Origin of the sequence: Bacillus sp. CDB3 (assembly GCF_002081505.1) — a bacterium.
In the GTDB taxonomy this organism is placed as follows: Bacteria; Bacillota; Bacilli; order Bacillales; family Bacillaceae_G; genus Bacillus_A; species Bacillus_A cereus_AT.
Genome location: NZ_ALBR01000094.1, coordinates 1 through 23721 on the forward strand (window position 1 = coordinate 1; position 23721 = coordinate 23721).

Below are 23721 nucleotides of genomic sequence, written 5' to 3' on the forward strand. Positions count from 1 at the left end.
GTCTCGTTATTTTCATAAACGAGTAACACACCGACTAGATCTTCTCCTGCAATCTCTTCTTCCGCTGGATTGAATACTTTACGATTCCAGTTCCATAAATCTTCTACATTATCTAAGTTCTGTCTAATTAAATCTGTTGTATACTCATTAATTCGATAAAGAAAACCAACTTCCATGTTGAAGTTTTTCCCTAAAATTAAAACTTCCTCATGTGGCATTAAACAACCATAAAACTCTTTTTCTCCTAACTTTACTTTGTACTCTGAAGCATATACATCCTCATAAAAATAAAGAGGACGATGATGACTCATATACATCGGATAACTCCATATCGCTTCATCTAGAAATCGCTCTACTGCCCATGAAGCATAAAGTGTATGTGGCTTTATAAGTGCCGTATCATTCAAAAATGACGTATCATGTTCTACAATATAGCATGCTCGTGGCTTTTCATTTGGACGTTCTTTCATAAGCTCAACAACCATCCATTGAACAACACCAGGATTCATACCTGAGCCTATAATCGCTCTTGTATTTGTAAATGTTGCTTTCTCCTTCTCAAACCTCGTATACCTTTCCGTAAGCTGAAAACCAATTAAACTATCGTCCTGATCTACTGCCTCATTTTCCAAAGCTGAATTAATATAACTAATTCCAAGTTCATTACAACAGCTTAAGACTCTGATCGTATCTGCCCCCGAAACATCAATAACAACACCCGTGCTTTTTTCTTGCAAATGTTGTTTGAATTTCACTACATCTTGAAGGTCAATTTCATATAAAAACAATTGATTTTTCAAATTTGGAAACAACTCATCATAATAAGTCCTATCTTTTTGTTTTATATCAACCAAATGAAATTTAACATTCTTTATCGCTTCATAAATCGGGTCTTTTTCATTTACTATCGCTTGATTTAAAATTGCTAAAACTGCTTTTGCTGCTCCACCAGCACTACCAAGTAATGTAATCGATAACGAATTTGGAAACTGCTCCACAAACAAAACCCCTTTAATATATTAGTTGAACAGTTCTCCCTCCAAAAATAAATTGAATATATTAAAAGATGGCTCGTACATATTTTTTATAATTTTGCACAAGATTAGCTCTTCATAGATAAAGCTAACATATTTATATTCAATTCATTTTTCCCCTCACATCCAAATCAAATTAAATAAATAGGCTCGACCTTTTCTTTTGCATATATAAAAGAAAAAGCCAGCCTTTCAACTAGTCTACGGACAATGGACAGATTTTACATGCTGAATGTTTACATACATTTTTGCATCACGTGCTTTTAATATTTCAATATGCCCTTCATCAATCTTCGCCATCTTTCCGATTTTATTAGATTCCTCACCTAAATCGAACACCATGATTTTGCCAGCCATTTTAATAAGCTGTTCTTCAAAGGTTCTAGCTAACGTAATATTTAACGGATTCACGGGGAGCTCATTTTTATTGAGGGCATAAGGGACTTGATTTTCTTTATACGGAATTAACCATTTCAAATGCTTTAAAGATATATATACTGTTTTATAGACTGGACTATAAAAAACAATATAATCGTTCATTACACTTGTAACATAACCATGTATTGGAGCATTTCCTGCTACATAAACTTCTGTAAAAATCCCTTTAGAAGTACTTAATACTTTTCTCAAAGAAATGGAAGGGGATTCCCTCTTAATTACAGAATCAACATCTGGTCTTGATACTTCTTCATCATGTGGTCTTAAAATTTTATAATATTGTACATGGTATAAAGATATATATACGTAGTCTTGTCCATTGTAAAGAACAACGATATCATTTCCTACATCAATTAATACACCTTTAAATCTTTTTTCACCGATTAATTTAACATATATATTTTCTCCAATACTTTTATTCAACTCATTCATCTATATCCTCCTTCCTATGAATTTCAACTTTCCTATCTTCCATTTCAAAAAAATAATCAGGGCAATGTTCTGTCTTAATAGTAAGTAATTCCTTTTCATACTATCGAAATAAGAAATTGTTCTTCTCTTTCCCTCATAATGCCCCTCTTATTTATTAAACATTATTCATCTTCATTCTTTTTATATTTAACTACTTGACTCACACTCTTAATATGATAAATAATCACGTAAATAACTTCATCACCATTTACTAGTGTTATACATTCATCATGTACTTCACTTAATAAGCCTTCCACACACTCTGGTCCACCACGGTTAATTTTTACCCACTTATACTTCAAGTCACGTAATACATCGACAAAATTATCATCATCAGAGTAGAAACGTGAGATATAGCAATCGCCACATTTACTTTCTTTTACTTTCTTAACTAGACTCTTCACATGTTTCAATTGGTAATATACTAATTCTCCATGAGGTAGTTGTAGTGTAAGGTAATCTCCCCCTAACGATGCAAGTATTCCCACTCGACTTTCTGGTCCGCGAAGATTTACTTTTACATTCTCACCAACTAAACTTTTAATTTGCTCACAGTATAATACACTCTCCACATTTGTATCCTCCCTTCTTATTATCATTATCTTCTTGATTGTCTTTGTGCACGAGCTCGACTTGAATTATTGCTACTTTCATCACTTTTCTCATCGCTCTCTTCGCATACTGGTTCGTTATAACTAACACTTTTAATATGAGCTAGTGCTATTAATACAACTTCTTCTTTTATAATTAACGTTACGTAATCGCAAGAAACGTCTTGTAAAATCCCTTCAACTTTCTCTGGGCCACCACGATTAATTTTTACCCAACGGTATTTGAAGCTTAGAAGTAGTTTTTCAAATTCTTCTGCATAATCATATTCCAACCATCCACAATCATCTTCTACACAATCTTTCGTATTTTTTGTAACACTTTTCAGATGACGAAGCTGATAGCAATAGTGCTCTCCTTTTTCATTCTTTAATACGAAGTAGTCCGTATATACTGATACTATTGTCCCTTTTTGAGATTCTGGTCCACCTCTGTTTACTCTTACATACGATCCAATTAAATCTTTCAAAAAATCACAATGAAGTAAACTCACGAGAAAACCCCTTCCATTAATTTATAAGCTTTTGCACTGATAGTATATGTATCTGTACAGGTTATGTTCGCTATGTTTGTCCCCGCTATGAAAAAATATGCTTTTAACTAATAGTACGAATCCCTATAAAATCTTCTTTCCCTTAAATTCACTCTAGGGTTTTTAGGTGATTTTTTCATATCTTCATACAAAAATCCCCCGTATTAAGATACATTTCTGCATATCTTAATACGGGGGATTTTCATAAATTTAATCTTCGTCTTTAACATCCATATCTTCCGGAATTGGCTCATTTAATATTTCTTCCACTAATTGCTTATATTTCTCCATTTGTTCTAAATGTGTATTAAACTGTTCCTTGTTTAATAAATATTGCTCTCCATCAAACAGTGCACGAACTTTCTTTTGCTGAATTAAATCTTCAACATACGATTTGGGTAAATTCAAATATTCCGCAGCCTCTTCTATCGTTATATACAATGTGTTCATTCCTTTATAGTTTTTTCATATATATACTGTATCTTACTTTATTTTTGTAAACAAATAAAAAAGATTTTGTAAATACAAATTAAAAAGCAGGTAGATGCATTCCATATATTGTATAATAATATAGTAAGTATTTTTTAAAACTATAGAATGGTATTACCCATTTACACAAAGGAGAGTTAACATATGGCTACTCGTCACATCATTACAATGTTAGAAAAAACATTACGAGTTGAAACAGAAAACACAATTTCTCATCTATCTAAGTCTTTATCCGATCGTATTCTTTCACAAAGTGCAGCAGTACATGAAAGCAATTGCTATCATACAATTGGCGAATGGTACAAAAATCATTTCTTATTCCAACAAGATGATTTCCTTTGGGCTAAATACGTTTTCTATGATGCATATTGTGAAGCTATAAAAAAACAAGGTCATCTTACAAAACGCGTTCGCCAAATATTAGAATCATTAGCTCGAAAACATGGAAAACAATACATTGCTTCTATACTAAATATGCCATTTCCGAATGAACAGGCAAAAGGGACAGCATAAACCAAACCTAGATTCATTGTTTTCTAGAGAGATTACAAATAAAACGTTCATGTCACATGAACTAATGAAACCGGTGTCATGATAATGATTGCAGATATAATAAACAGGAAAACCCCCATTCACCTCTCTCGTCCATACGAATAGAGAAGTGAATGGGGGTATACTTGTTCCTTTATTATTTCATCATCTGCTTAATCAATTCTCGATTTCTCTTCTTAAATACCTCATTATGAGAAGAAACCATACCATACTCACTTGCATCTGGTTGAATAAATTGTTTCGCTTTATTCACAGCATTTCCAGCATCTTGGAATGCCCCTGCAATTAAATGTAATTTTCCGTCATGCTTTAAAATATCTCCAGCAGCATATAATCCGTCTACCGAGGATTCACTATTTGCATTCCCTGCAATAAAGTAATTATCTACAATTGCGACATCTAGCTCACTATTTTCCAATAATGTAATGTCACGTTCATATCCATGATTAATAATAACTTCATCGATAGATAACTGAGAAACCTCTCCCGTTTCATGATTTGTTAATTCTACATATTCAATCGTTTCATGGTTATCACCAGCAATTAATTTTGTAATCGATGTATTAAAGAAACATTCTGCTGAACTATTCATAAGTTGTTTGACTTGTGCCTCGTGACCAGATAATTCTTCTTTTCTATATGTTAAATAAACTTTTTTCGCGATTGGTTCTAATTCATTCGCCCAATCAATTGCAGAGTTCCCTCCACCTGAAATAATTACCGTTTTATCTTTGAAACGTTTTAACGATTTAACTGTATAATTTAAATTCGAGACTTCAAATCTCTCCGCACCTTCAATTGACAACTTTTGTGGATTCAATATACCACTCCCAGTTGCGACGATCACTGTTTTTGAAAAATGTTCTTCTCCATTGCTTGTTTTCAACGTAAAAATACCATCTTTATTACGAATAATTGATTCTATTTTTGTATTCAATACAACTTCAGGCTGAAATGTTAATCCTTGCTGTACAAGTTGCTCAATTAATTTCTCGCCAGTAACCGGTAATAATCCGCCAATATCCCAAATCATTTTCTCCGGATAAACATGTATTTTACCACCTAACTGTGGTTGAAATTCTATTATTTTCGTTTTCATCTCTCTTAGTCCACTATAAAAAGCTGAATAAAGCCCCGCAGGCCCTCCGCCTATCACGGTTACATCAAACAATTCTTCTTGATTCATTCGTGTTCACTCCTCAGCTATCAGTAATTGATTATCATTCTCAATAAAATATAACCTGTTTCTGCAAAATTTACAATCAAAATTACTATTGACAATACACCTATATAAAATTATATTATTTAAAGAATCAATAGTGATAATCATTATCAATTTGTTAATTATTAGTAACTGTGAGATTACATCTTCTTTCATTAATATGGTCAATACTATATTGTGAAATCTCATATTCAAGACTTTTGTATTACCACTACTCTTTCAAAGAGATTGCAGTTAAACAATTTATTGTATATCACATATCATCTATCCAAAGGAGAAAGACGATGAAAAAATTATTTATTTCACTAACAGTTCTGTTCGTCCTTGTTATGAGTGCTTGTAGCAATGGTTCAACAGACAAGAAGAACGACGCAAAAGGTAAGAAATCAGAAACAATTACATACCAATCTGAAAATGGTAAAGTTGAAGTTCCAGCAAATCCACAACGTGTTGTTGTCCTATCATCATTCGCTGGTAACGTAATGTCATTAGGTGTAAATCTTGTTGGGGTAGATTCATGGTCTAAACAAAACCCACGTTTCGATAGCAAGCTTAAAAATGTTGCTGAAGTATCAGATGAGAATGTTGAAAAGATTGCAGAATTAAATCCAGATTTAATCATTGGTTTATCCAATATTAAAAATGTTGATAAGTTAAAGAAAATCGCTCCTACTGTAACATACACTTACGGAAAAGTTGATTACTTAACACAACACTTAGAAATCGGTAAATTATTAAATAAAGAAAAAGAAGCAAAAACTTGGGTTGATGATTTCAAGAAACGAGCACAAACAGCTGGAAAAGACATTAAAGCGAAGATTGGTGAAGATGCAACAGTTTCTGTTGTTGAAAACTTCAACAAACAGCTTTACGTATACGGCGAAAACTGGGGCCGTGGAACAGAAATTCTTTACCAAGAAATGAAATTAAAAATGCCTGAAAAAGTAAAAGAAAAAGCATTAAAAGAAGGTTACTACGCATTATCTACTGAGGTATTACCTGAGTTTGCTGGTGATTACTTAATCGTAAGTAAAAACAAAGATACTGATAACTCATTCCAAGAGACAGAATCATATAAAAACATTCCAGCAGTAAAAAATAATCGTGTATATGAAGCAAACATGATGGAATTCTATTTCAATGATCCACTTACATTAGATTTCCAACTAGACTTCTTCAAGAAGAGCTTTCTTGGTCAATAATACAAACATGAGGAATTCTTAATTTAAGAATTCCTCTTCCTTTATTCTATGAAAAGAAAAGATGTGAAACGCATGACAAAAGATCACGATAATCCACGTTCTATAGCTTTTACATACAAACTAATTTTGAGTATAATTGCATTCTTTCTTATTTTTATGGTTGCAATGGTATTAGGTGCTGCAGATACTTCTATAAAAGACGTATGGTTAGCACTCACTTCCTCCGCTAAAGGAGACAAAATATCTATTATTCGCGAAATACGTTTGCCACGTGAAGTTGCTGCCATATTTGTCGGAACTGGACTTGCCGTTTCTGGGGCAATTATGCAAGGATTAACTCGAAATCCACTTGCTGATCCTGGATTACTAGGCTTAACTGGTGGCGCAAATGCTGCACTTGCACTAACACTTGCTTTCAACCCTTCCATAAGCTATCTGTACTTAACATTAGCTTGTTTTATCGGGGCTGCGGTAGGAGCAATTATGGTATTTGGAATTGGCATGGTGAAAAAAGGTGGACTTTCCCCTCTTCGAATTGTATTAGCAGGTGCTGCAGTTTCAGCGTTCCTGCTCGCAATTTCAGAAGGTGTTGGCATTTACTTTAAAATTTCACAAGATGTATCACTTTGGACTGCTGGGGGCGTAATTGGAACGACTTGGAGCCAATTAAAAATTATTATTCCTGTTATTTCAATAAGTATATTTATCGCTATTTTACTTGCAAGGAAATTGACAGTCCTTAGTTTCAGTGAAGAAGTTGCTGTTGGACTTGGTCAAAAAATTATCGTCATTAAAACGATTTTATTTATCATTATTATCTTGCTTGCTGGTGCTTCTGTAGCGCTTGTCGGAAATATGGCATTTATCGGCTTAATGGTGCCTCATATGGTTCGTCCTATCGTTGGACCAGACTACCGTTTCGTTATACCGATGTCAGCGATCGCTGGTGCTTCCTTTATGTTACTTGCAGATACAATCGGGCGTACTATTAACGCTCCGTACGAAACACCCATCGCGGCAATTGTCGCTATTGTAGGATTACCATTCTTCCTATTCATTGTACGTAAAGGAGGAAGAACTTTCTCATGATGCAATCTATTATAAAAAAACAACGTCTTATCATACTTGCATTACTTATGCTTACCATCACAACCATTGTAATTGGAATGGGACTTGGCTCTGCTTCCCTTTCCTATGACAGGTTAATCCCAACGCTGATGGGACAAGGTACATTTAAAGAAGAATTCGTTTTATATTCTTTACGACTACCTAGAATTGTTATTACATTATTAGCTGGTATGGCTCTCGCTTTATCAGGGGCTATCCTGCAAGGAATTACCCGAAATGATTTAGCTGAACCTGGTATTCTCGGAATCAATTCTGGAGCTGGTGTTGCAGTTGCCGTTTTCTTTTTATACTTCCCAATTGACGTAGGTTCATTTCTTTACTTACTACCAGTCGTTGGCTTTATCGGGGCTTTTCTTACAGCTGTGTTAATTTACGTATTTTCATATAGCAAATCCACAGGACTTCAGCCAATACGATTAACATTAACCGGCATCGGTTTTTCATTTGCACTATCTGGAATGATGATTGTCCTTATTTCATCCGCAGATCGTATGAAAGTCGACTTTATTTCAAAATGGATTGCCGGAAATATTTGGGGAGATGACTGGGTCTTCGTTTTAGCAATGCTCCCATGGTTAATCGTATTAATTCCGTTTGTCTTCTATAAAGCAAATCGATTAAACATCCTAGCGTTAAACGAACCAGTAGCAATCGGTGTTGGCATTGAAATTGAAAAAGAACGCAGATACTTATTAGTTGCAGCCGTTGCGCTTGCAGCTGCAGCTGTTTCCGTAACAGGAGGAATTAGCTTTATCGGACTAATGGCTCCTCACATCGCAAAATCTTTAGTCGGACCAAGACATCAAATATTCATGCCAATCGCCGTTTTAATAGGCGGATGGCTATTACTACTAGCAGACACAATTGGACGAAACATCGTCGAACCTAGCGGTATTCCAGCAGGTATTGTCGTCGCCTTAATTGGTGCACCTTACTTTATGTATTTGTTGCTTAAGAAAGCGTAAAGAAACACCCTCAAGATTTTTTCTTGAGGGTGTTTTCATTTTACTGCTGCCCATACCCTTCAAACTTCTTCGCTAAATTCTCCATCTCGTCTTCTGGCAGTAGATTCGGTTCGCCGACGCTTTTCGTTTGATAATAAATTTGAGCACAAAACTCAATTTCTTCTGCAATAGTAAACGCCATTTTTATATTATTTGCACCAGCCATTAAACCATGATTCGCAAGTAATACTGCACGACGATCAATCATTCCTTCAAAAGCTGCCTCTGCTAATTGCTTCGTACCAAATGTTTCATACGGTGCACAGCGAACATTCGGACCTGCAAAAGCAATTAAATATGACACAGCAGGAAGTTCCCATCCTAATGATGCAATTGTCTTCGCATAAGGAGAATGTGTGTGCACAAGCGCATTTATATCTTCACGATTTCTATAATAAATAAGGTGCATATCGAGCTCGCTTGATGGTTTTCTCTCTCCTTCTATCACTTCACCATCTAAATTCAATATAACTACATCTTCAGGCTTCGTTTCATAATAATCTAAACCGCTTGGGCTAATTGCAACAAGTCCTTGTTCACGATTAAAAATACTAATATTACCCCCAGTCCCCTTTGTTAAACCACTGGAGATCATTTTCTTTCCATACGCTACAATTTCTTCTCTTTCGTTTTGTAATAACATATACATCCCCCTAAGTATGAAGCTTATGATGACTGACTATATATCTACTTACTAAAATAGCTTTTTTAAGTTCTCCGTAAACGGTGCTTCCACAATCCCTTTTTCCGTAATAATCGCTGTTACATTTTCATATGGCGTAACATCAAATGCCGGATTGTATACTTTACTTTCTTTCGGAGCAGAATATTGTCCGAAACGATTGATCACTTCAGAAGCATCTCTTTCTTCAATTGGAATTTCTTTTCCTGTCGGTGTTTTCAAATCAATTGTCGGCGTTGGTGCTGCTACATAAAACGGAATGTTGTAGTATTTAGCTAAAATAGATACGCCTAATGTTCCAATTTTATTTGCTACATCCCCGTTTGCCGCTACGCGGTCACATCCAACAATTACCGCATCAATTTTCCCTTGTGACATGACCATTGCTGCCATATTATCTGTAATGACCGTTACATCGATTCCCGCTCGCTGTAGTTCTAATGCTGTTAACGTTGAACCTTGTAATCTAGGGCGTGTTTCATCCGAATAGATTTTTAAGTCCCATCCTTTTTCTTTCGCTAAGTACATTGGAGCTGTCGCAGTACCGTACTTCGTCGTTGCTAACGCCCCTGCATTACAATGCGTTAATACTCCCATGCCATCACGGAATAATGTTAATGCGTGTTCTCCAATTTGACGGTTAATTTCTTCATCTTCTCTATGAATCTCTTTTGCTTCTTCTAATAATCTATCTTTCAACTGCGCAATTGATAAGTGAGCATTCTCTTTCGCTACACTTTCCATTCTTTCAAGTGCCCAAAATAAATTTACTGCCGTCGGTCTTGATGTTGCTAAATATGCACATACCTTTTTTACTTTCTCTATGAATTCTTCCGCCGAACTTTCAGCAACTTCCTTTATCCCTAAATACACACCATAGGCTGCTGAAACTCCTATTGCCGGAGCTCCTCGTACTTTCATTACTTGAATCGCATCCCAGACACCCTCAGCCGTTTTAAAAGATTCATAGACTACTTCGTTCGGCAATACCGTTTGATCCAACAACACTAAAGCATCATCTTTCCACTGAATTGGTATTAATTGCTCTGCCATCATCTTCTCCCCTTACTTCGCACTATGCATTTGTTTTTTTAACGTTTCTACAAAGCTGCTACCTGTTTTATATCGATTCGCTTGTAAAATAAACTTCTTCGCTGCCTGAAGACAAATTCGCTCCGCTCTAGCACGCGCTGCATCATTCTCAATACAAGTAATATCCTTTACCTTCGCTAGACCAACAATACGGCGAATTAACTCAAGACCCGTCACTGCAGCTGTATCCTCTAATACAGATTGTAAATAAACTTGGTTAAAGCCTTCTTCCTTCGCCATAACCTCTGTCACATGAATATCCCAGGCATCTAAAAACTTCTTCTTAAATAAATCAATTACATCTATTATGGTAGATTCTAGCCAGTTCATATATGTATCTTTCTCCATACCAGATTGCATCACTGCATCTGCATTCACCCATGCAAACATTAAATTCGCCATTACGTTCCCAACGTCATATCCCATAGGTCCATAAAAAGCAAACTCAGGATCAATAACCTTTGTAGAATCACTTTTTACAAAAACAGAACCAGTATGTAAATCACCGTGAAGTAGCGCCTGTGCATTCGTCATAAACGAAAACTTAAGTTTTGCTACTTCCATACGAAGTTCTTTATCACTATAAATATGCTCTCTAATCCATCCTTCATTTAATTGAAACAATTCATTGCGTTTATTATGGTTTGTAAATGGCTCTGAATATACGAGGTCCTCTGTAATCTCACATAACTCAGGATTTATATAATTCTTCACGAGTTCCTTCTTCTCTTTATGATTCATTACAACATCTGATGTTAATAGCAGAGTATTTACCATAAAAGTAGTTAAATCATCAGCAAGCCTCGAAAAAATTTGATGATTTATGAGTGCTGTGCGCAATATTGTGTGATCTGATAAATCTTCCATCACGCAACAATTCATCACACTATCAAACAAATATACATTTGGCACGAGTTCAGATGCTAACTCTCCCTCTAATCGCAAAACATCCGATTCTATACGAATTCGATTCGTGGATAACTTAAACTCATCTGAAATACGCGCTGTATCCCCAGCTTGCTTTACAATGACAGAAATGTTCTTCTGTTCATCCCAAACGCGGAACACATAATTTAAATTACCATCACCTATTTCTTTACACTTTAGCCCCTTTGCATGTTCGAACTTAGGTAATTTCTCTTGCACATATGCAATCACATCTTTAGCTTCCATTAAAAAATACTTCGTGAACTTAGACATGGTTTCCCCTCCACACTAAATGTAAACGTTTTCTAAAAGCCATAAAAAAATAATAGACTGAAATTTTTTCAATCTATACTATATCTTATTTGTTGCAATACATATCTCGTTTTTATTATATCTTGTTAGAAATGAGCGTCAATGTTTCTATTTCTCATTGCAATATACTTCTTATTATATATATTTATGATGACAATAATTGTTCACAAAGATTCCGATACATTTTGTTTTATTTATCTCACAATTCTTTGTAAAATAGAAGTAAGCAGTTCCTTTTCAAATCTACAACTTCTAAGAGGTATTTCCTTCCTAAGAATTTATACTTACACCATGTCTCTAACATACACACTACTCTTTCAAACACTCATTGAAAATTTATGACTTGAAAATTACCTTTTAATTCCCTAGCAGCCTTAATTGAGAATAAATATTAATTAAATTGGTATAAAGTTGGTTTATTCTCTTGACAAAATAACCACTTCTATATGATAATTAATATCGAATTAGAATTATTATAGTTAATTAAAAAATATATTTTATGAGCAAACTAATTTCCGATGCTCAAAACCAACCTTTAGGAGGAATTTTAATATGTTATTAATCGGCACAGAAGTAAAACCGTTTAAAGCTAATGCTTACCATAATGGAGAGTTTATCCAAGTTACTGACGAAAGTTTAAAAGGAAAATGGAGCGTAGTTTGTTTCTACCCAGCAGACTTCACATTCGTTTGTCCAACTGAACTTGAAGACTTACAAAACCAATACGCAACTCTAAAAGACTTAGGCGTTGAAGTATACTCTGTATCTACAGACACTCACTTCACTCACAAAGCATGGCATGATAGCTCAGAAACTATCGGCAAAATCGAATACATTATGATTGGTGACCCAACTCGCACAATTACTACAAACTTCAACGTTTTAATGGAAGAAGAAGGTCTTGCTGCTCGTGGTACATTCATCATCGATCCAGACGGCGTTATCCAATCTATGGAAATCAATGCTGACGGTATCGGTCGTGACGCAAGCATTCTTGTTAACAAAATTAAAGCAGCTCAATACGTACGTAACAACCCAGGTGAAGTTTGCCCAGCTAAATGGCAAGAGGGTTCTGCAACACTTAAACCAAGCCTTGACCTTGTAGGCAAAATCTAAGGAGTTCGATCAAAATGATACTAGATGCAGATATAAAAACACAACTATCCCAATACCTTCAGTTAATGGAGAACGATATTTTACTTAAAGTTAGCGCAGGAGAAGATAACGTATCTAAAGATATGTTATCTCTAGTAGACGAATTAGCTACTATGTCATCTAAGATTACAGTAGAAAAAGTTGAACTAGAGAGAACACCAAGCTTTAGCGTAAATCGCCCTGGTGAAGACACTGGTGTCGTATTCGCTGGTATTCCATTAGGACACGAATTTACTTCATTAGTGTTAGCTTTACTACAAGTTAGTGGACGTGCTCCAAAAGTTGAACAAAAATTAATCGATCAAATCAAAAACATTCAAGGCGAATATCATTTTGAATCTTATATCAGCCTAAGTTGTCATAACTGTCCTGATGTTGTACAAGCTCTTAACGTAATGAGCGTTCTTAACTCTGGTATTACACATACTATGATTGATGGCGCTGCATTCAAAGAGGAAGTAGAAAGTAAAGACATCATGGCAGTACCAACTGTGTACCTAAACGGCGAATCTTTCGGAAGCGGTCGTATGACGCTTGAAGAAATTTTAGCTAAAATGGGTAACGGTCCAGATGCATCAGAGCTTTCTGATAAAGATCCATACGATGTTCTTGTTGTTGGTGGCGGCCCTGCTGGTGCAAGTGCAGCAATTTATGCAGCACGTAAAGGCATCCGCACTGGTATCGTTGCTGAGCGCTTCGGTGGTCAAGTAATGGATACTATGGGCATTGAGAACTTCATCAGCGTAAAACGCACTGAAGGTCCTAAGCTAGTAGCAAGCCTTGAAGAGCACGTAAAAGAATACGACATCGATGTAATGAATCTACAACGTGCAAAACGTTTAGAGAAAAAAGAACTTATTGAAGTGGAACTTGAAAACGGCGCTATTCTGAAAAGTAAGAGCGTAATCGTTTCAACAGGTGCTCGCTGGCGTAACGTTGGCGTACCAGGTGAAGCTGAGTTCAAAAATAAAGGTGTAGCATACTGCCCACACTGTGACGGTCCATTATTCATTGGAAAAGACGTAGCAGTTATCGGCGGAGGTAACTCTGGTATTGAAGCAGCTATCGACTTAGCAGGTATTGTTAAGCACGTAACTGTTCTTGAATTCATGCCAGAATTAAAAGCTGATGCTGTATTACAAGAGCGTCTTAACAGCTTACCAAACGTAACTGTTTTGAAAAACGTTCAAACGAAAGAAATTACTGGTACTGACAAAGTAAACGGTATTTCTTACATCGATCGTGAAACTGAAGAAGTTCATCACGTTGAATTACAAGGTGTATTCGTACAAATCGGTCTTGTGCCAAACACAGACTGGTTAGGCGAAACAGTTGAACGCGTTCGCGGTGAAATCGTAACAGACAAGCACGGCGCTACAAACGTACCAGGAGTGTTTGGTGCAGGTGACTGTACAAATAATCCGTACAAACAAATCATCATCTCTATGGGTTCAGGTGCAAACGCAGCTTTAGGTGCATTTGATTACTTAATCCGTAACTAATTATATAGACGTGAGTTTTAAAAAAGCAGGTGCCAAGGCACCTGCTTTTTTTATAATCCTAATGTATAAACTAAAAATCTCTCATTCCCATTCTTCTCATAAGCACCCGGCAATCTAACTTCTCTCTTCAATTCAAACGCAGTCTGGTTCTCTAAGAAGAAAATATAATCTTCAGAAGGATAGTATAAAATAATATCCACTTCCCTCTCTATTCCCTCTACCGAAAGCAAAATGTTATTCACTACATTCATAAACACTTGCACAGAAAATGGATTGAAGAAATAAAACCGGTTATCACGTGGATCAATCTCATATTCCTGCGCTAAACAACATTCAAACCGAATTTTATCTTTACTGTTTCTCACTTTTCGCGCATAACGATCACCATTATCCATTGCTTCTTTATAAAACTCTTCATTCATTTCAATCCCAACGGCCGAAGCACCACACTTATGGTGCATGTAAAAGTTTAATCTTCCTTTTCCGCACCCAAAGTCTACAACTCGATCGCTACTTTTTATTTCATATTGATTCAGTAACTCATCTAATCCGCTATATGGTGTCGGTTCATAACGGTGATAATGCATAGACTTATTAAACCCTTTTTGCTCACCGACTGTTTTTATATTTAAAACTGCATCGTAATATTGTTCGTTCATTCGTTTGCTCCTATTAAGAAATATTACTATTATTATACACCACGTACTGAATGCTCATTTTTATCAAATTAATTGATACGTGAAATTATATCGTCGCAAAATCGAATATGTCGACTTAACGACAAATTCCTACAAAAAAAACAGGAGCTTTCTAGCCCCTGTTTTCTAATGCTTTCAATACAGTTTGTTTCAATATTTCTACTCCATCCATTATACAAGAATGGTCAAACTTCATATACGGATGGTGTAATCCAGGTTGTAGGTTTGCCCCTAGTCCAAGCATGACAGCTTTTAAATGTGGTCTCTTCACTGTGTAGTAATGGAAATCATCGCTTCCTGTCGTATAGAGTGGTCCTGTACACCTCTCTTCTCCATATACTTCGATAATACCTTTGCGCATATAACGCTCTGCTTCTTCTGACACTTCTGCTCCTGGAGCAAGATCAATCCATTCGTATGAAGTTTTTGACCCCATCGATGCAGCTGATTCTATTACACACTCTATCTTTTTCTTTAATTCTTGTAATAGTGTATTACTCTCTGCTCTTACATCTAAACTGAAATGACCGTTACCTGGAATGATATTTAGATTATCACCACCAGCTTGGCACCTCGTCATTTTTACCGAATAAGAACTTTGCGGTGGTAACCATATATTTTTCAAACCGATATTAATCATAGAAATGACATCAATCGCATTCACACCTTGGTGAGGTCTTGCACCATGTGCGTCTTCCCCATGAATCGTTCCCTCTAAAAACCCTGCTGCTCCGTGACGAATAGATGGGGCAGCTTGTTTCAAAGGCAGTTCTTCAATCGGCCTTAAATGAACACCAAATAAGAAATCAGCATCATCCACAGCGCCCTTCTCTACCATCTTTAAAGAACCATTTCCTTTTTCCTCTGCCGGCTGAAAAATAAATCTAACTGTTCCACTATCCCACCTCATATTTTTCAATTGTAAAATAAGCCCCATCACAATTGTCATATGAGCATCATGACCACATGAATGATTCGCTTTAAATTCTCCGTCTACTTCTTGCCATAGTGCATCCATATCAGCACGAATCGCAATAACTGGGTTCCCGCTTCCGATTTCAGCGATTACGCCTGGGCAATCATCAAATATTTTATATGAAATTCCTTCTTCTTTTAAAAAGTTAGTAATATACGCTGTCGTTTCATACTCTTTCCAACTCACTTCAGGATTTTCATGTAAATGCTGAAAAATTTCAGTTAAACGCTCTTGTAGTTCTAATGTTTTCAAAGCTACATTCTCCTTCCCAAATTCCAAAACCATTCAGGTTAATTATACTTATGAAAAACAGATGTTTTTATGAACATATTGAATTTTAAGAAAAAAGTCAATTGTTTATTTTTAAATACTTTAAAAGCTGATTCCGTATCTATATTACAAACCAAACAAACAACTAGAACATTCCTTATTTTCTGTTTTTTGTTGACGCTTACATATATTTTTAGTTATCATAACCTAATAAGCGTCTATTTTACGACAATTCTAAAAATACAAACAAACATACGTAACAAGGAGGAACTTTATGAAAAAAGAAATACCTTTTGGAATAGCGATTATCCCTATTATCATTACCGTTGCAGTTATGATGGTTACAATTGTTGTATTAGAGCAAAGTCCTCACGTTCCACTTATTATCGGTACAACCGTCGCTTCTATTGTCGCTTGGCGTTACGGTTATAAATGGAACGATATTGAAGAGGCAATGTATAAAGGGATTCGTCTTGCATTACCTGCTATCGTCATTATTATTCTTGTTGGCTTAACAATCGGTGCTTGGATTGGCGGTGGCATCGTAGCAACAATGATTTATTACGGTTTAAAACTTTTAACTCCATCACTATTTTTAGTTTCAATCACCGTGATTTGTTCTATCGTTGCGTTAGCAATTGGTAGCTCTTGGTCTACAATGGGAACAATTGGTGTTGCTGGAATGGGCATTGGTCTAAGTATGGGAATCCCAGCTCCAATGGTTGCCGGTGCCATTATTTCAGGCTCTTATTTTGGTGATAAAATGTCACCGCTTTCAGACACAACAAACTTAGCCGCAGGATTAACAAATACAGATTTATTCGTACATATTCGTCATATGTTATTTACTACAATTCCAGGTTTAATTATTACTCTTATCGTCTATGCTTTCTTAGGAAGAAGCTTCGGTGATAACAATATTGATGCAAAAAGCATTGATCAAACGTTACAAGTATTGCAACAAAACTTTGTTATCTCACCTTTCCTATTAATCATACCCATAGTCGTTATGGTATTGGTCGCTAAAAAAGTACCAGCTATACCAGCTATTCTCGTAGGTATTATTTTAGGATTTTTATCACAAGTCTTTATTCAAGGTGGTTCTGTCTCAGCCTCTGTAGGTGCACTCCAAGCTGGATTTGTCATAGACACTGGAAACAAGCTAGTAGACGAACTATTTAACCGCGGTGGCTTAGATTCGATGATGAATACAGTTTCTATGACAATTGTCGCTATGACTTTCGGCGGAGTATTAGAACATACTGGTATTCTTCGTGCAATCGTAAATCAAATTTTAAAATTAGCGACATCAGCAAAAGGACTTATCGCTTCTACTATCGCATCTTGCTTTGCAACAAATCTTACTTGCTCTGAACAATATATTTCGATTGTTGTTCCTTCAAGAATGTATGCAAATGCATACACAGAAAAAGGGCTACATTCTAAAAACTTATCCAGAGCATTAGAAGATGGCGGAACATTAACTTCTGTTTTCGTACCTTGGAATACGTGCGGTGTATTTATACTCGCAACACTTGGAGTTGGCGCATTCGAATATGCTCCTTATGCTATATTGAATTTCATCGTACCTATTATCTCAATCATTTACGGTATAACGGGTCTCACAATTACGAAACTATCAGACATTGAAAAAGCAGAACTACTGAAAAAACAGAAAGCTCAACTAGAAGCTTAAAATTTTTGAAACGAATACATCGGTAAATTCAGCTCATATATTGCGCGAGGACGCCCTTGTTGATAGGGCATTTCCTCGCCGCAAATATGAGCATACCCATAATCAACTAGTTTCTTTAATAACCTTTCTGTTGATCGCCGAGTCACTTGTAAGTATTCAGAAAGATCTGCCGCTGTAAACTTCAATGACGGATGTGATTGACTAAATTGAATAATTTTTGACAAGTTTGCAGGACTAAGCTTCGTTTCCTTCGCTATTTTCATTAATTCAGGGTTATCATTTTTCAAACTTTGTACTCTCTGCTCTTTCGGAAACGGACCAAATAATTCCTTATCACTTGTTAGTATATAAAAGCGGCTTTCTATCGGATTATTCTTTGCGAAGCCTTGAGCGATTTTTGCATTTTGCTCCGCTTCTTTCACGGTTTTTCCGTAACCAAATCCAATAGCTATCCTGCCTTCTATACTCGTAAATACGTTATCTATCATATTTGTTTTTATAATCGATTCGATATCACCGCGAGTTGTATACAAAATGAATGTCATGTCATCCACTTGTTTGAATGAACCACGTAATTCTTTTGAAATAACATCTAATTGTTCAATTAAACTTTTACGTATTTCTAAAGAAGAAATCATACAAGCACCAACAGTAGCTGAATGGCTTTTTGCTAACTCAGCTTTTATTTTTGCACCTTTTAACCCTTGTATAATTGATTGTGTCGGATCTATCATACGCTCTGAAGGAACACCTATTTTTTGAAGTTCGTCGTAGACAGCGTGAATACTAGTTAAAGCTAAATGAGCTGCTCCAGATTGATATTTAGCTATATGAAAATCAATGACTCTATTTATTTCATCTTTACTCCATAACATATTTTCATAATCCAACACTTGTGGACTTTCTTTTATACCGATATCATGGAACACATTCGTAATAAACGAGCGGTCTACTAAATCGATTGAAATTTTATGTGGCTGAATACTTTGATGGTACATGACAGAAAGAAGTGAAGATGCGACAGTTGTCTCGTCTTGCTGCAAGTACGTACTTGGAATTCGTAATTGTTCTCTTATTTCTTTTGCCATATAATAAGGTAAAGCACCTGAGAAAAAGATGACATCGCAAGGCTTTAAACGCTTTAATAGTTCAGAAGATTCTGCCGGATGAAGGTAAATATATGGATCAATCTCTATTTCTTCTAGTTTATGAGCAATAGGTAAAAGTGTCTCCATAAACCCTTTTGAACCGACAACTGCAATTTTTATCATCATTTTCTCTAACTCCTTATCATTAATTAACGACTATTTAACGTCACTATATCAAATGTACAAAACTATTGGAAACAGGAAGGGGTCTCTACTCAATGAAAATTACAGCTATTCATCTTTACGCAATTCGTTTACCACTTCGCAATCCGTTTGTTATTAGTTATGGTTCTTATTCTGATATGCCTTCTATTATCGTCAAAATGGAAACAGACGAAGGCATTATCGGTTACGGTGAAGGTGTTGCTGATGATCACGTTACAGGCGAATCATGGGAAAGTACTTTCCATACTTTAAAACATACGCTAGCTCCTACTCTTATCGGACAAAATCCAATGAATATCGAAAAAATACACGATATGATGGACAATACAATTTACGGTATTCCTACTGCGAAAGCTGCGATTGATATCGCTTGTTTTGATATAATGGGCAAAAAATTAAATCAACCTGTATATCAATTAATTGGCGGGCGCTACCATGAAGAGTTCCCTGTCACTCATGTTTTAAGTATCGCCGATCCTGAAGACATGGCTGAAGAAGCTGCCTCTATGATTCAGAAAGGTTACCAATCTTTCAAAATGAAAGTCGGTACAAACGTAAAGGAAGATGTAAAAAGAATTGAAGCTGTACGTGAACGTGTAGGGGATGATATCGCGATTCGCGTCGATGTAAACCAAGGCTGGAAAAATAGCTCAAACACATTAACAGCACTTCGTTCATTAGGACATTTAAACATCGATTGGATTGAACAACCTGTGGTCGCAGACGATATTGACGCAATGGCTCATATTCGTTCTAAAACAGACCTTCCACTTATGATTGATGAAGGATTAAAAGGTTCTCGTGAAATGCGCCAAATTATTAAATTAGACGCAGCTGATAAAGTAAATATAAAACTGATGAAATGCGGTGGCATATATCCAGCAGTAAAACTCGCTCATCAAGCAGAAATGGCAGGAATTGAATGCCAAGTTGGATCAATGGTCGAATCATCCGTTGCCTCTTCCGCTGGTTTCCACGTCGCTTTCTCAAAAAAAATCATTACAAGTGTTGAACTTACAGGTCCGTTAAAATTCACGAAAGATATCGGAAACTTACATTACGACGTACCATTCATTCGCTTAAACGAAAAGCCGGGACTAGGCATTGAAATAAATGAAGATACATTACAAGAACTAACCGTCTTTCAAGACGTTGTACGCTAAAGGAGGACTAACACATGACAGTTCTATACGAAGGAATATTAAAACAAAATAACGATCCATTTCACGTTACATTACTATCTTTAGAACATATGGAACAAATTTTATCATTACAAAACGTTATAGTTGAAGCATTAGAAGATAAAGGTCGTTTACAACCACTTTCACAAGAAGAATTTCAATACATTCTAGAAGGAAACGGCATGATGATCGGTACTTTTATCGAAAACGAACTCATCGCATTTCGTGCCCTACTCGTCCCTCCTATCGACGACGAACATTTAGGACTTGATATTGGCCTATCAGAAAGTGAACTACACCGCGTCATCTATCAAGAAATCTCAAACGTTCATCCGAACTGCCGAGGAAATGGGATGCAAAAAATATTAGCGACAGTCATCATGGGTGAATTACAAAAAGAAGATAGCCAGTACGACTATGTTTGCTGCACCGTTGCACCTTTTAACATTCCTAGTTTAAAGGATAAATTTGCGCAAGGGATGGAAATTGCTGCGCTGAAGGAGAAGTATGGCGGTAGTATGCGGTATGTTTTTGTGAAGGAATTGCGTGAGGATAAAGAAAGAAATTGGACGGATATTAAAGATGTTCCGATGAGTGATGTTAGTGAAAAGCAAGCGTTACTTTCGGAGGGGTATCGTGGATATGAGATAGAGAAAGTGGATGGAGATTTCGTTGTGAAGTTTGGACGATAGTTCCTACGCCCGACAAAAAGGAGATGTCTGCTGTGACATCTCCTTTTACTTTCTCCTCATTGAAAAATTCCTTGGTAAGTGAAATTATATGAACGATTTTTCAAATATATCTACTGTAACTCAAAATATATCAACGGTTCGATAAGAAATATCGCTTTACCGACAAAAATCGATATTCCCTACTAAACCGTCATCTTCCAACTCGATACCGCTAACCAATTTTCCATTTCCTTATAATCAGGCATTATCTTCCCAACAAGGCGCCAAAAAGAGCGATCATGATTTAAATGAACCATATGACACATTTCATGGACAACTACATAGTCAATTACCTGCTGTGGGGCCATTGCTAGCTTCCAATTAAACGTTAACTGCAAGTTCGAATCACAAGTTCCCCACGTACGGCTACTATCTGTAATACGAATAGAACGTGGTTTTGTTTTAAAGTTATTTTGATGTGCTTTAATACTCTTCTCTACTAACGCCTTGCACTGCTTATAGTAAAATCGTTTTAAAGCTTGTTGGATTTTCTCGTCCTTAAGCTCTTTCACATAAATATGTAACTTATCCCCTTCAAAAATCGCATTGTCTTGCATAATACTTGCATCTTGGGAAATCTGTATCGGATACGTGTTTCCTACATACAGAAAGCCCTCCCCTTGATCATAATCCTTTTCTTGTGGTCCAAGCGCTCGCTCCTGCATTTCCTTACGTGTTTTCTGAATCCAATCCCATTTCTCCTCTAGCAACTGGACTAAGTATTCAACAGGTGTTCCCTTTGGAGCCTGCACTTCCACATTCCCGTACGAATCTACAAAAAGACGCACCGACTTTTTCTTTTTATAAGTTATATGAAAATTAATCGTCTCACCTAAATATGTATGTACCATTTCATCACCTAGTGTATTATTTTACAAATAAAAAAGAATAGGACATGAACGCCCTACTCTACCTATTATATCATTTACCGTTTTAACGAACTTATTATCCTCTATACTTTACGCCTAATCCCTTAATGAAATTCCTTGCGTATCTATCGCCGCACTCTTTGTAATTTTTATGGCCTTTTTTTCTTAATAGGGCTCCTAGTTCTCCCTTTGTTACCGTAACGCCTACGCTATCCAATATATCAAGTACATCCTCACTCGTTAAAGATAGTGCAATTTTCATTTTCTTTAAAAGAAGGTTATTCGCACTCTCTTTGCTTTGTACAGGTGCCGGTTGTCCTGGTTTCGGATCTTGCTTTCCTCTTTTTAAAGTAATAAATCCATTGAAAAATGCTTCTAACATCATCATATCGCATGTTTTTACGTACTCATCTTCAGCTACCTCATCATTTTCATCTTCATGCTGAGGCGCTCTCTTTATTTTTGTAAGCATATCAACTACGTCTTCTTTCGTTACTTCCATTCCGCCAAGTTTAAAGATTTCTACCATATCTATATCTCTTATATCTAAAGCGTATCTTACTCTTTTTAATATATCGTTGTTGCTCATTGCCATTGTTTTCCCTCCTGAAATGTTGATTATAGTAATGCTTTTAGCATGTGTAAATGAATGTCGTCAAGTTACTACTTTAACATTTTAAAGGTAGGTTTTGTAGTCTTAGGTGGATTAATGCTTGTTAGGATTAAACCTAAGAAGCGATTTGAATGCTTTTTGAATCACCTTTACCTATATTATTTTTTTATAACAATACACAGATGTTAATTAGTATAATAGAGTAACAACATTTTAAGGGCCTTCAGTTCAGTTGAGAATATCCAGCCTCTATTTTCGGCGGAAGGGCAAGTAATTTGTAAACTCTTTCTATGTTATGGATAAAAAAAGCATACTTTATTTTTAAGATCGGAGTTTGTTGTTCATGTTAAAAAAAGGTTTAGACCGAGTGAAAAAAGTAGAATTGATGGACAAACGTCTTGATTCTTATCAAGGAAAAATAACTAGTACCGAAATTTGTAACATTGTAATGTCTATTTTCAAATTTGATTTAACAACTAAACCTGTCCTATCAAAAGAATGGATAATGACAGGAGCAGGTTCCTCAACTGAGAACATTGCTAAAATGGCCATAGATTCTGCCCTCGCCCATTACAGAGAAAAGGTTACAGGAATAGAAATTCGACAACTTATCAATCAAATTTTTGGTATTAACTTAGATGCGATATCATCTTTAGAGGGAGCAAGAATTTCTTTATTCTCTAAAGACCAGTGGGTTGTTCAAGATAAGCAAGACTTATTTGTTGTTCATACCGGATTAGGAGATGTCGATGTGAAAATTTTACCTACCGACTATTTCACTGAACAAACTGGATTAGAGGCGTTGCCAAAGGACCTACAGCAATCATTAACGAACTTTGGGTTCTCTTACGATGAAAAAGCCGGGTGTTACTATTACTCAAATCCATCTGGAGAAGCAATTCCAGATGCCTGTAAAGGACAGATCATCGGAATGATCCTTAAGGAAATTCACGATTCATATCCATCTTTATAAAAAAAATCATATAGGGAAGCCCTATATGATTTTTTTAGTCGGTGAATACA

At 36.0% G+C, this 23721-nt stretch carries 24 protein-coding genes; 10 read left to right on the forward strand and 14 right to left on the reverse strand.

Going from position 1 to position 23721, the window contains the following annotated elements; genetic code table 11:
- The 5 genes from CDB3_RS22875 to CDB3_RS22895 all read right to left on the reverse strand — a co-directional run.
- Positions 1-998, reverse strand: a 998-nt coding sequence (locus CDB3_RS22875) for an S-adenosylmethionine decarboxylase related protein (RefSeq protein ID WP_128856070.1), incomplete at its 3' end; no start/stop codon positions are given.
- Positions 999-1235: 237 nt separating this feature from the next.
- Positions 1236-1904, reverse strand: a complete 669-nt coding sequence (locus tag CDB3_RS22880) for an LSm family protein (protein WP_128856071.1) — start codon at positions 1902-1904, stop codon at positions 1236-1238.
- A 161-nt stretch (positions 1905-2065) separates the two neighbouring features.
- Entirely contained in the window at positions 2066-2515 is a 450-nt protein-coding gene (locus tag CDB3_RS22885) for a spore coat protein (protein WP_128856072.1), read from the reverse strand.
- Between the two features lie 26 nt (positions 2516-2541).
- Entirely contained in the window at positions 2542-3045 is a 504-nt protein-coding gene (locus CDB3_RS22890) for a spore coat protein (RefSeq protein ID WP_128856073.1), read from the reverse strand.
- 249 nt (positions 3046-3294) lie between these two features.
- Positions 3295-3534, reverse strand: coding sequence for a helix-turn-helix domain-containing protein (locus CDB3_RS22895; RefSeq protein ID WP_080018159.1), 240 nt, complete (start codon positions 3532-3534; stop codon positions 3295-3297).
- A 183-nt stretch (positions 3535-3717) separates the two neighbouring features.
- On the opposite strand from CDB3_RS22895, the gene CDB3_RS22900 reads away from it, so the two are divergent.
- Positions 3718-4086 (forward strand): hypothetical protein, encoded by a 369-nt coding sequence (locus tag CDB3_RS22900; protein ID WP_071747242.1) that lies wholly within the window; start codon positions 3718-3720, stop codon positions 4084-4086.
- Positions 4087-4261: 175 nt separating this feature from the next.
- On the opposite strand, the gene CDB3_RS22910 is transcribed toward CDB3_RS22900, so the two are convergent.
- Positions 4262-5311 carry an NAD(P)/FAD-dependent oxidoreductase gene (locus tag CDB3_RS22910; RefSeq protein ID WP_128856074.1) on the reverse strand — a complete coding sequence of 350 codons (1050 nt, stop codon included), beginning with the start codon at positions 5309-5311 and terminating at the stop codon, positions 4262-4264.
- Between the two features lie 320 nt (positions 5312-5631).
- Here CDB3_RS22910 and CDB3_RS22920 point away from each other — a divergent pair, with 320 nt between their 5' ends.
- From CDB3_RS22920 to CDB3_RS22930, 3 genes are read left to right on the forward strand one after another with little or no spacing between them, the layout of a single operon-like run.
- Positions 5632-6549, forward strand: coding sequence for an iron-hydroxamate ABC transporter substrate-binding protein (locus CDB3_RS22920; RefSeq protein WP_000732562.1), 918 nt, complete (start codon positions 5632-5634; stop codon positions 6547-6549).
- 48 nt (positions 6550-6597) lie between these two features.
- The gene (locus tag CDB3_RS22925) at positions 6598-7638 is read left to right on the forward strand and encodes a FecCD family ABC transporter permease (RefSeq protein WP_128856076.1); all 1041 of its coding nucleotides are present in this window, start codon (positions 6598-6600) and stop codon (positions 7636-7638) included.
- Positions 7635-8642: a FecCD family ABC transporter permease gene (locus CDB3_RS22930; RefSeq protein WP_128856077.1), complete on the forward strand. Its 1008-nt coding sequence runs from the start codon at positions 7635-7637 to the stop codon at positions 8640-8642. The genes CDB3_RS22925 and CDB3_RS22930 overlap by 4 nt, the downstream gene beginning before the upstream one ends.
- A 40-nt stretch (positions 8643-8682) precedes the next feature.
- On the opposite strand, the gene CDB3_RS22935 is transcribed toward CDB3_RS22930, so the two are convergent.
- The 3 genes from CDB3_RS22935 to mtnK are packed head-to-tail and all read right to left on the reverse strand — an operon-like array spanning position 8683 to position 11655.
- The gene (locus CDB3_RS22935) at positions 8683-9324 is read right to left on the reverse strand and encodes an L-fuculose-phosphate aldolase (protein WP_128856078.1); all 642 of its coding nucleotides are present in this window, start codon (positions 9322-9324) and stop codon (positions 8683-8685) included.
- 51 nt (positions 9325-9375) lie between these two features.
- Positions 9376-10416: an S-methyl-5-thioribose-1-phosphate isomerase gene (gene mtnA, locus CDB3_RS22940; protein ID WP_128856079.1), complete on the reverse strand. Its 1041-nt coding sequence runs from the start codon at positions 10414-10416 to the stop codon at positions 9376-9378.
- A gap of 12 nt (positions 10417-10428) precedes the next feature.
- Complete coding sequence (gene mtnK, locus CDB3_RS22945; protein ID WP_128856080.1) at positions 10429-11655, reverse strand: S-methyl-5-thioribose kinase; 1227 nt, start codon at positions 11653-11655, stop codon at positions 10429-10431.
- A 591-nt stretch (positions 11656-12246) separates the two neighbouring features.
- Between mtnK and ahpC the strand changes: the two genes are divergently transcribed.
- Both ahpC and ahpF read left to right on the forward strand, forming a co-directional pair.
- Positions 12247-12810, forward strand: coding sequence for an alkyl hydroperoxide reductase subunit C (gene ahpC, locus CDB3_RS22950; RefSeq protein WP_000924420.1), 564 nt, complete (start codon positions 12247-12249; stop codon positions 12808-12810).
- A 14-nt stretch (positions 12811-12824) separates the two neighbouring features.
- Complete coding sequence (gene ahpF / locus CDB3_RS22955) at positions 12825-14351, forward strand: alkyl hydroperoxide reductase subunit F (RefSeq protein ID WP_128856081.1); 1527 nt, start codon at positions 12825-12827, stop codon at positions 14349-14351.
- A gap of 50 nt (positions 14352-14401) precedes the next feature.
- Here the strand turns inward: ahpF and CDB3_RS22960 are convergent, their stop codons facing one another.
- A complete protein-coding gene (locus tag CDB3_RS22960; protein ID WP_128856082.1) occupies positions 14402-15010 on the reverse strand; it encodes an SAM-dependent methyltransferase in 609 nt (202 codons plus the stop codon).
- A gap of 151 nt (positions 15011-15161) precedes the next feature.
- Entirely contained in the window at positions 15162-16277 is a 1116-nt protein-coding gene (locus tag CDB3_RS22965) for a M20 peptidase aminoacylase family protein (RefSeq protein WP_128856083.1), read from the reverse strand.
- Positions 16278-16569: 292 nt separating this feature from the next.
- On the opposite strand from CDB3_RS22965, the gene nhaC reads away from it, so the two are divergent.
- Entirely contained in the window at positions 16570-17991 is a 1422-nt protein-coding gene (gene nhaC, locus CDB3_RS22970) for a Na+/H+ antiporter NhaC (protein WP_128856084.1), read from the forward strand.
- Here nhaC and CDB3_RS22975 read toward each other — a convergent pair.
- Positions 17988-19265: a transcriptional regulator gene (locus CDB3_RS22975; protein ID WP_128856085.1), complete on the reverse strand. Its 1278-nt coding sequence runs from the start codon at positions 19263-19265 to the stop codon at positions 17988-17990. The two genes, nhaC and CDB3_RS22975, sit on opposite strands and share 4 nt — an antisense overlap.
- 92 nt (positions 19266-19357) lie before the next feature.
- Here CDB3_RS22975 and CDB3_RS22980 point away from each other — a divergent pair, with 92 nt between their 5' ends.
- Entirely contained in the window at positions 19358-20467 is a 1110-nt protein-coding gene (locus tag CDB3_RS22980; protein ID WP_128856086.1) for a mandelate racemase/muconate lactonizing enzyme family protein, read from the forward strand.
- A 14-nt stretch (positions 20468-20481) separates the two neighbouring features.
- A complete protein-coding gene (locus tag CDB3_RS22985) occupies positions 20482-21177 on the forward strand; it encodes a GNAT family N-acetyltransferase (RefSeq protein ID WP_128856087.1) in 696 nt (231 codons plus the stop codon).
- 182 nt (positions 21178-21359) lie between these two features.
- Here CDB3_RS22985 and CDB3_RS22990 read toward each other — a convergent pair whose 3' ends face one another.
- On the reverse strand, positions 21360-22067 hold the full coding sequence (locus CDB3_RS22990) for a M48 family metallopeptidase (protein WP_128856088.1): 708 nt from the start codon (positions 22065-22067) through the stop codon (positions 21360-21362).
- 94 nt (positions 22068-22161) lie between these two features.
- Positions 22162-22680 (reverse strand): YehS family protein, encoded by a 519-nt coding sequence (locus CDB3_RS22995; RefSeq protein ID WP_128856089.1) that lies wholly within the window; start codon positions 22678-22680, stop codon positions 22162-22164.
- 361 nt (positions 22681-23041) lie between these two features.
- Here CDB3_RS22995 and CDB3_RS23000 point away from each other — a divergent pair, with 361 nt between their 5' ends.
- Complete coding sequence (locus CDB3_RS23000) at positions 23042-23671, forward strand: hypothetical protein (protein ID WP_128856090.1); 630 nt, start codon at positions 23042-23044, stop codon at positions 23669-23671.
- The last annotated feature ends 50 nt before the right edge of the window (positions 23672-23721 follow it).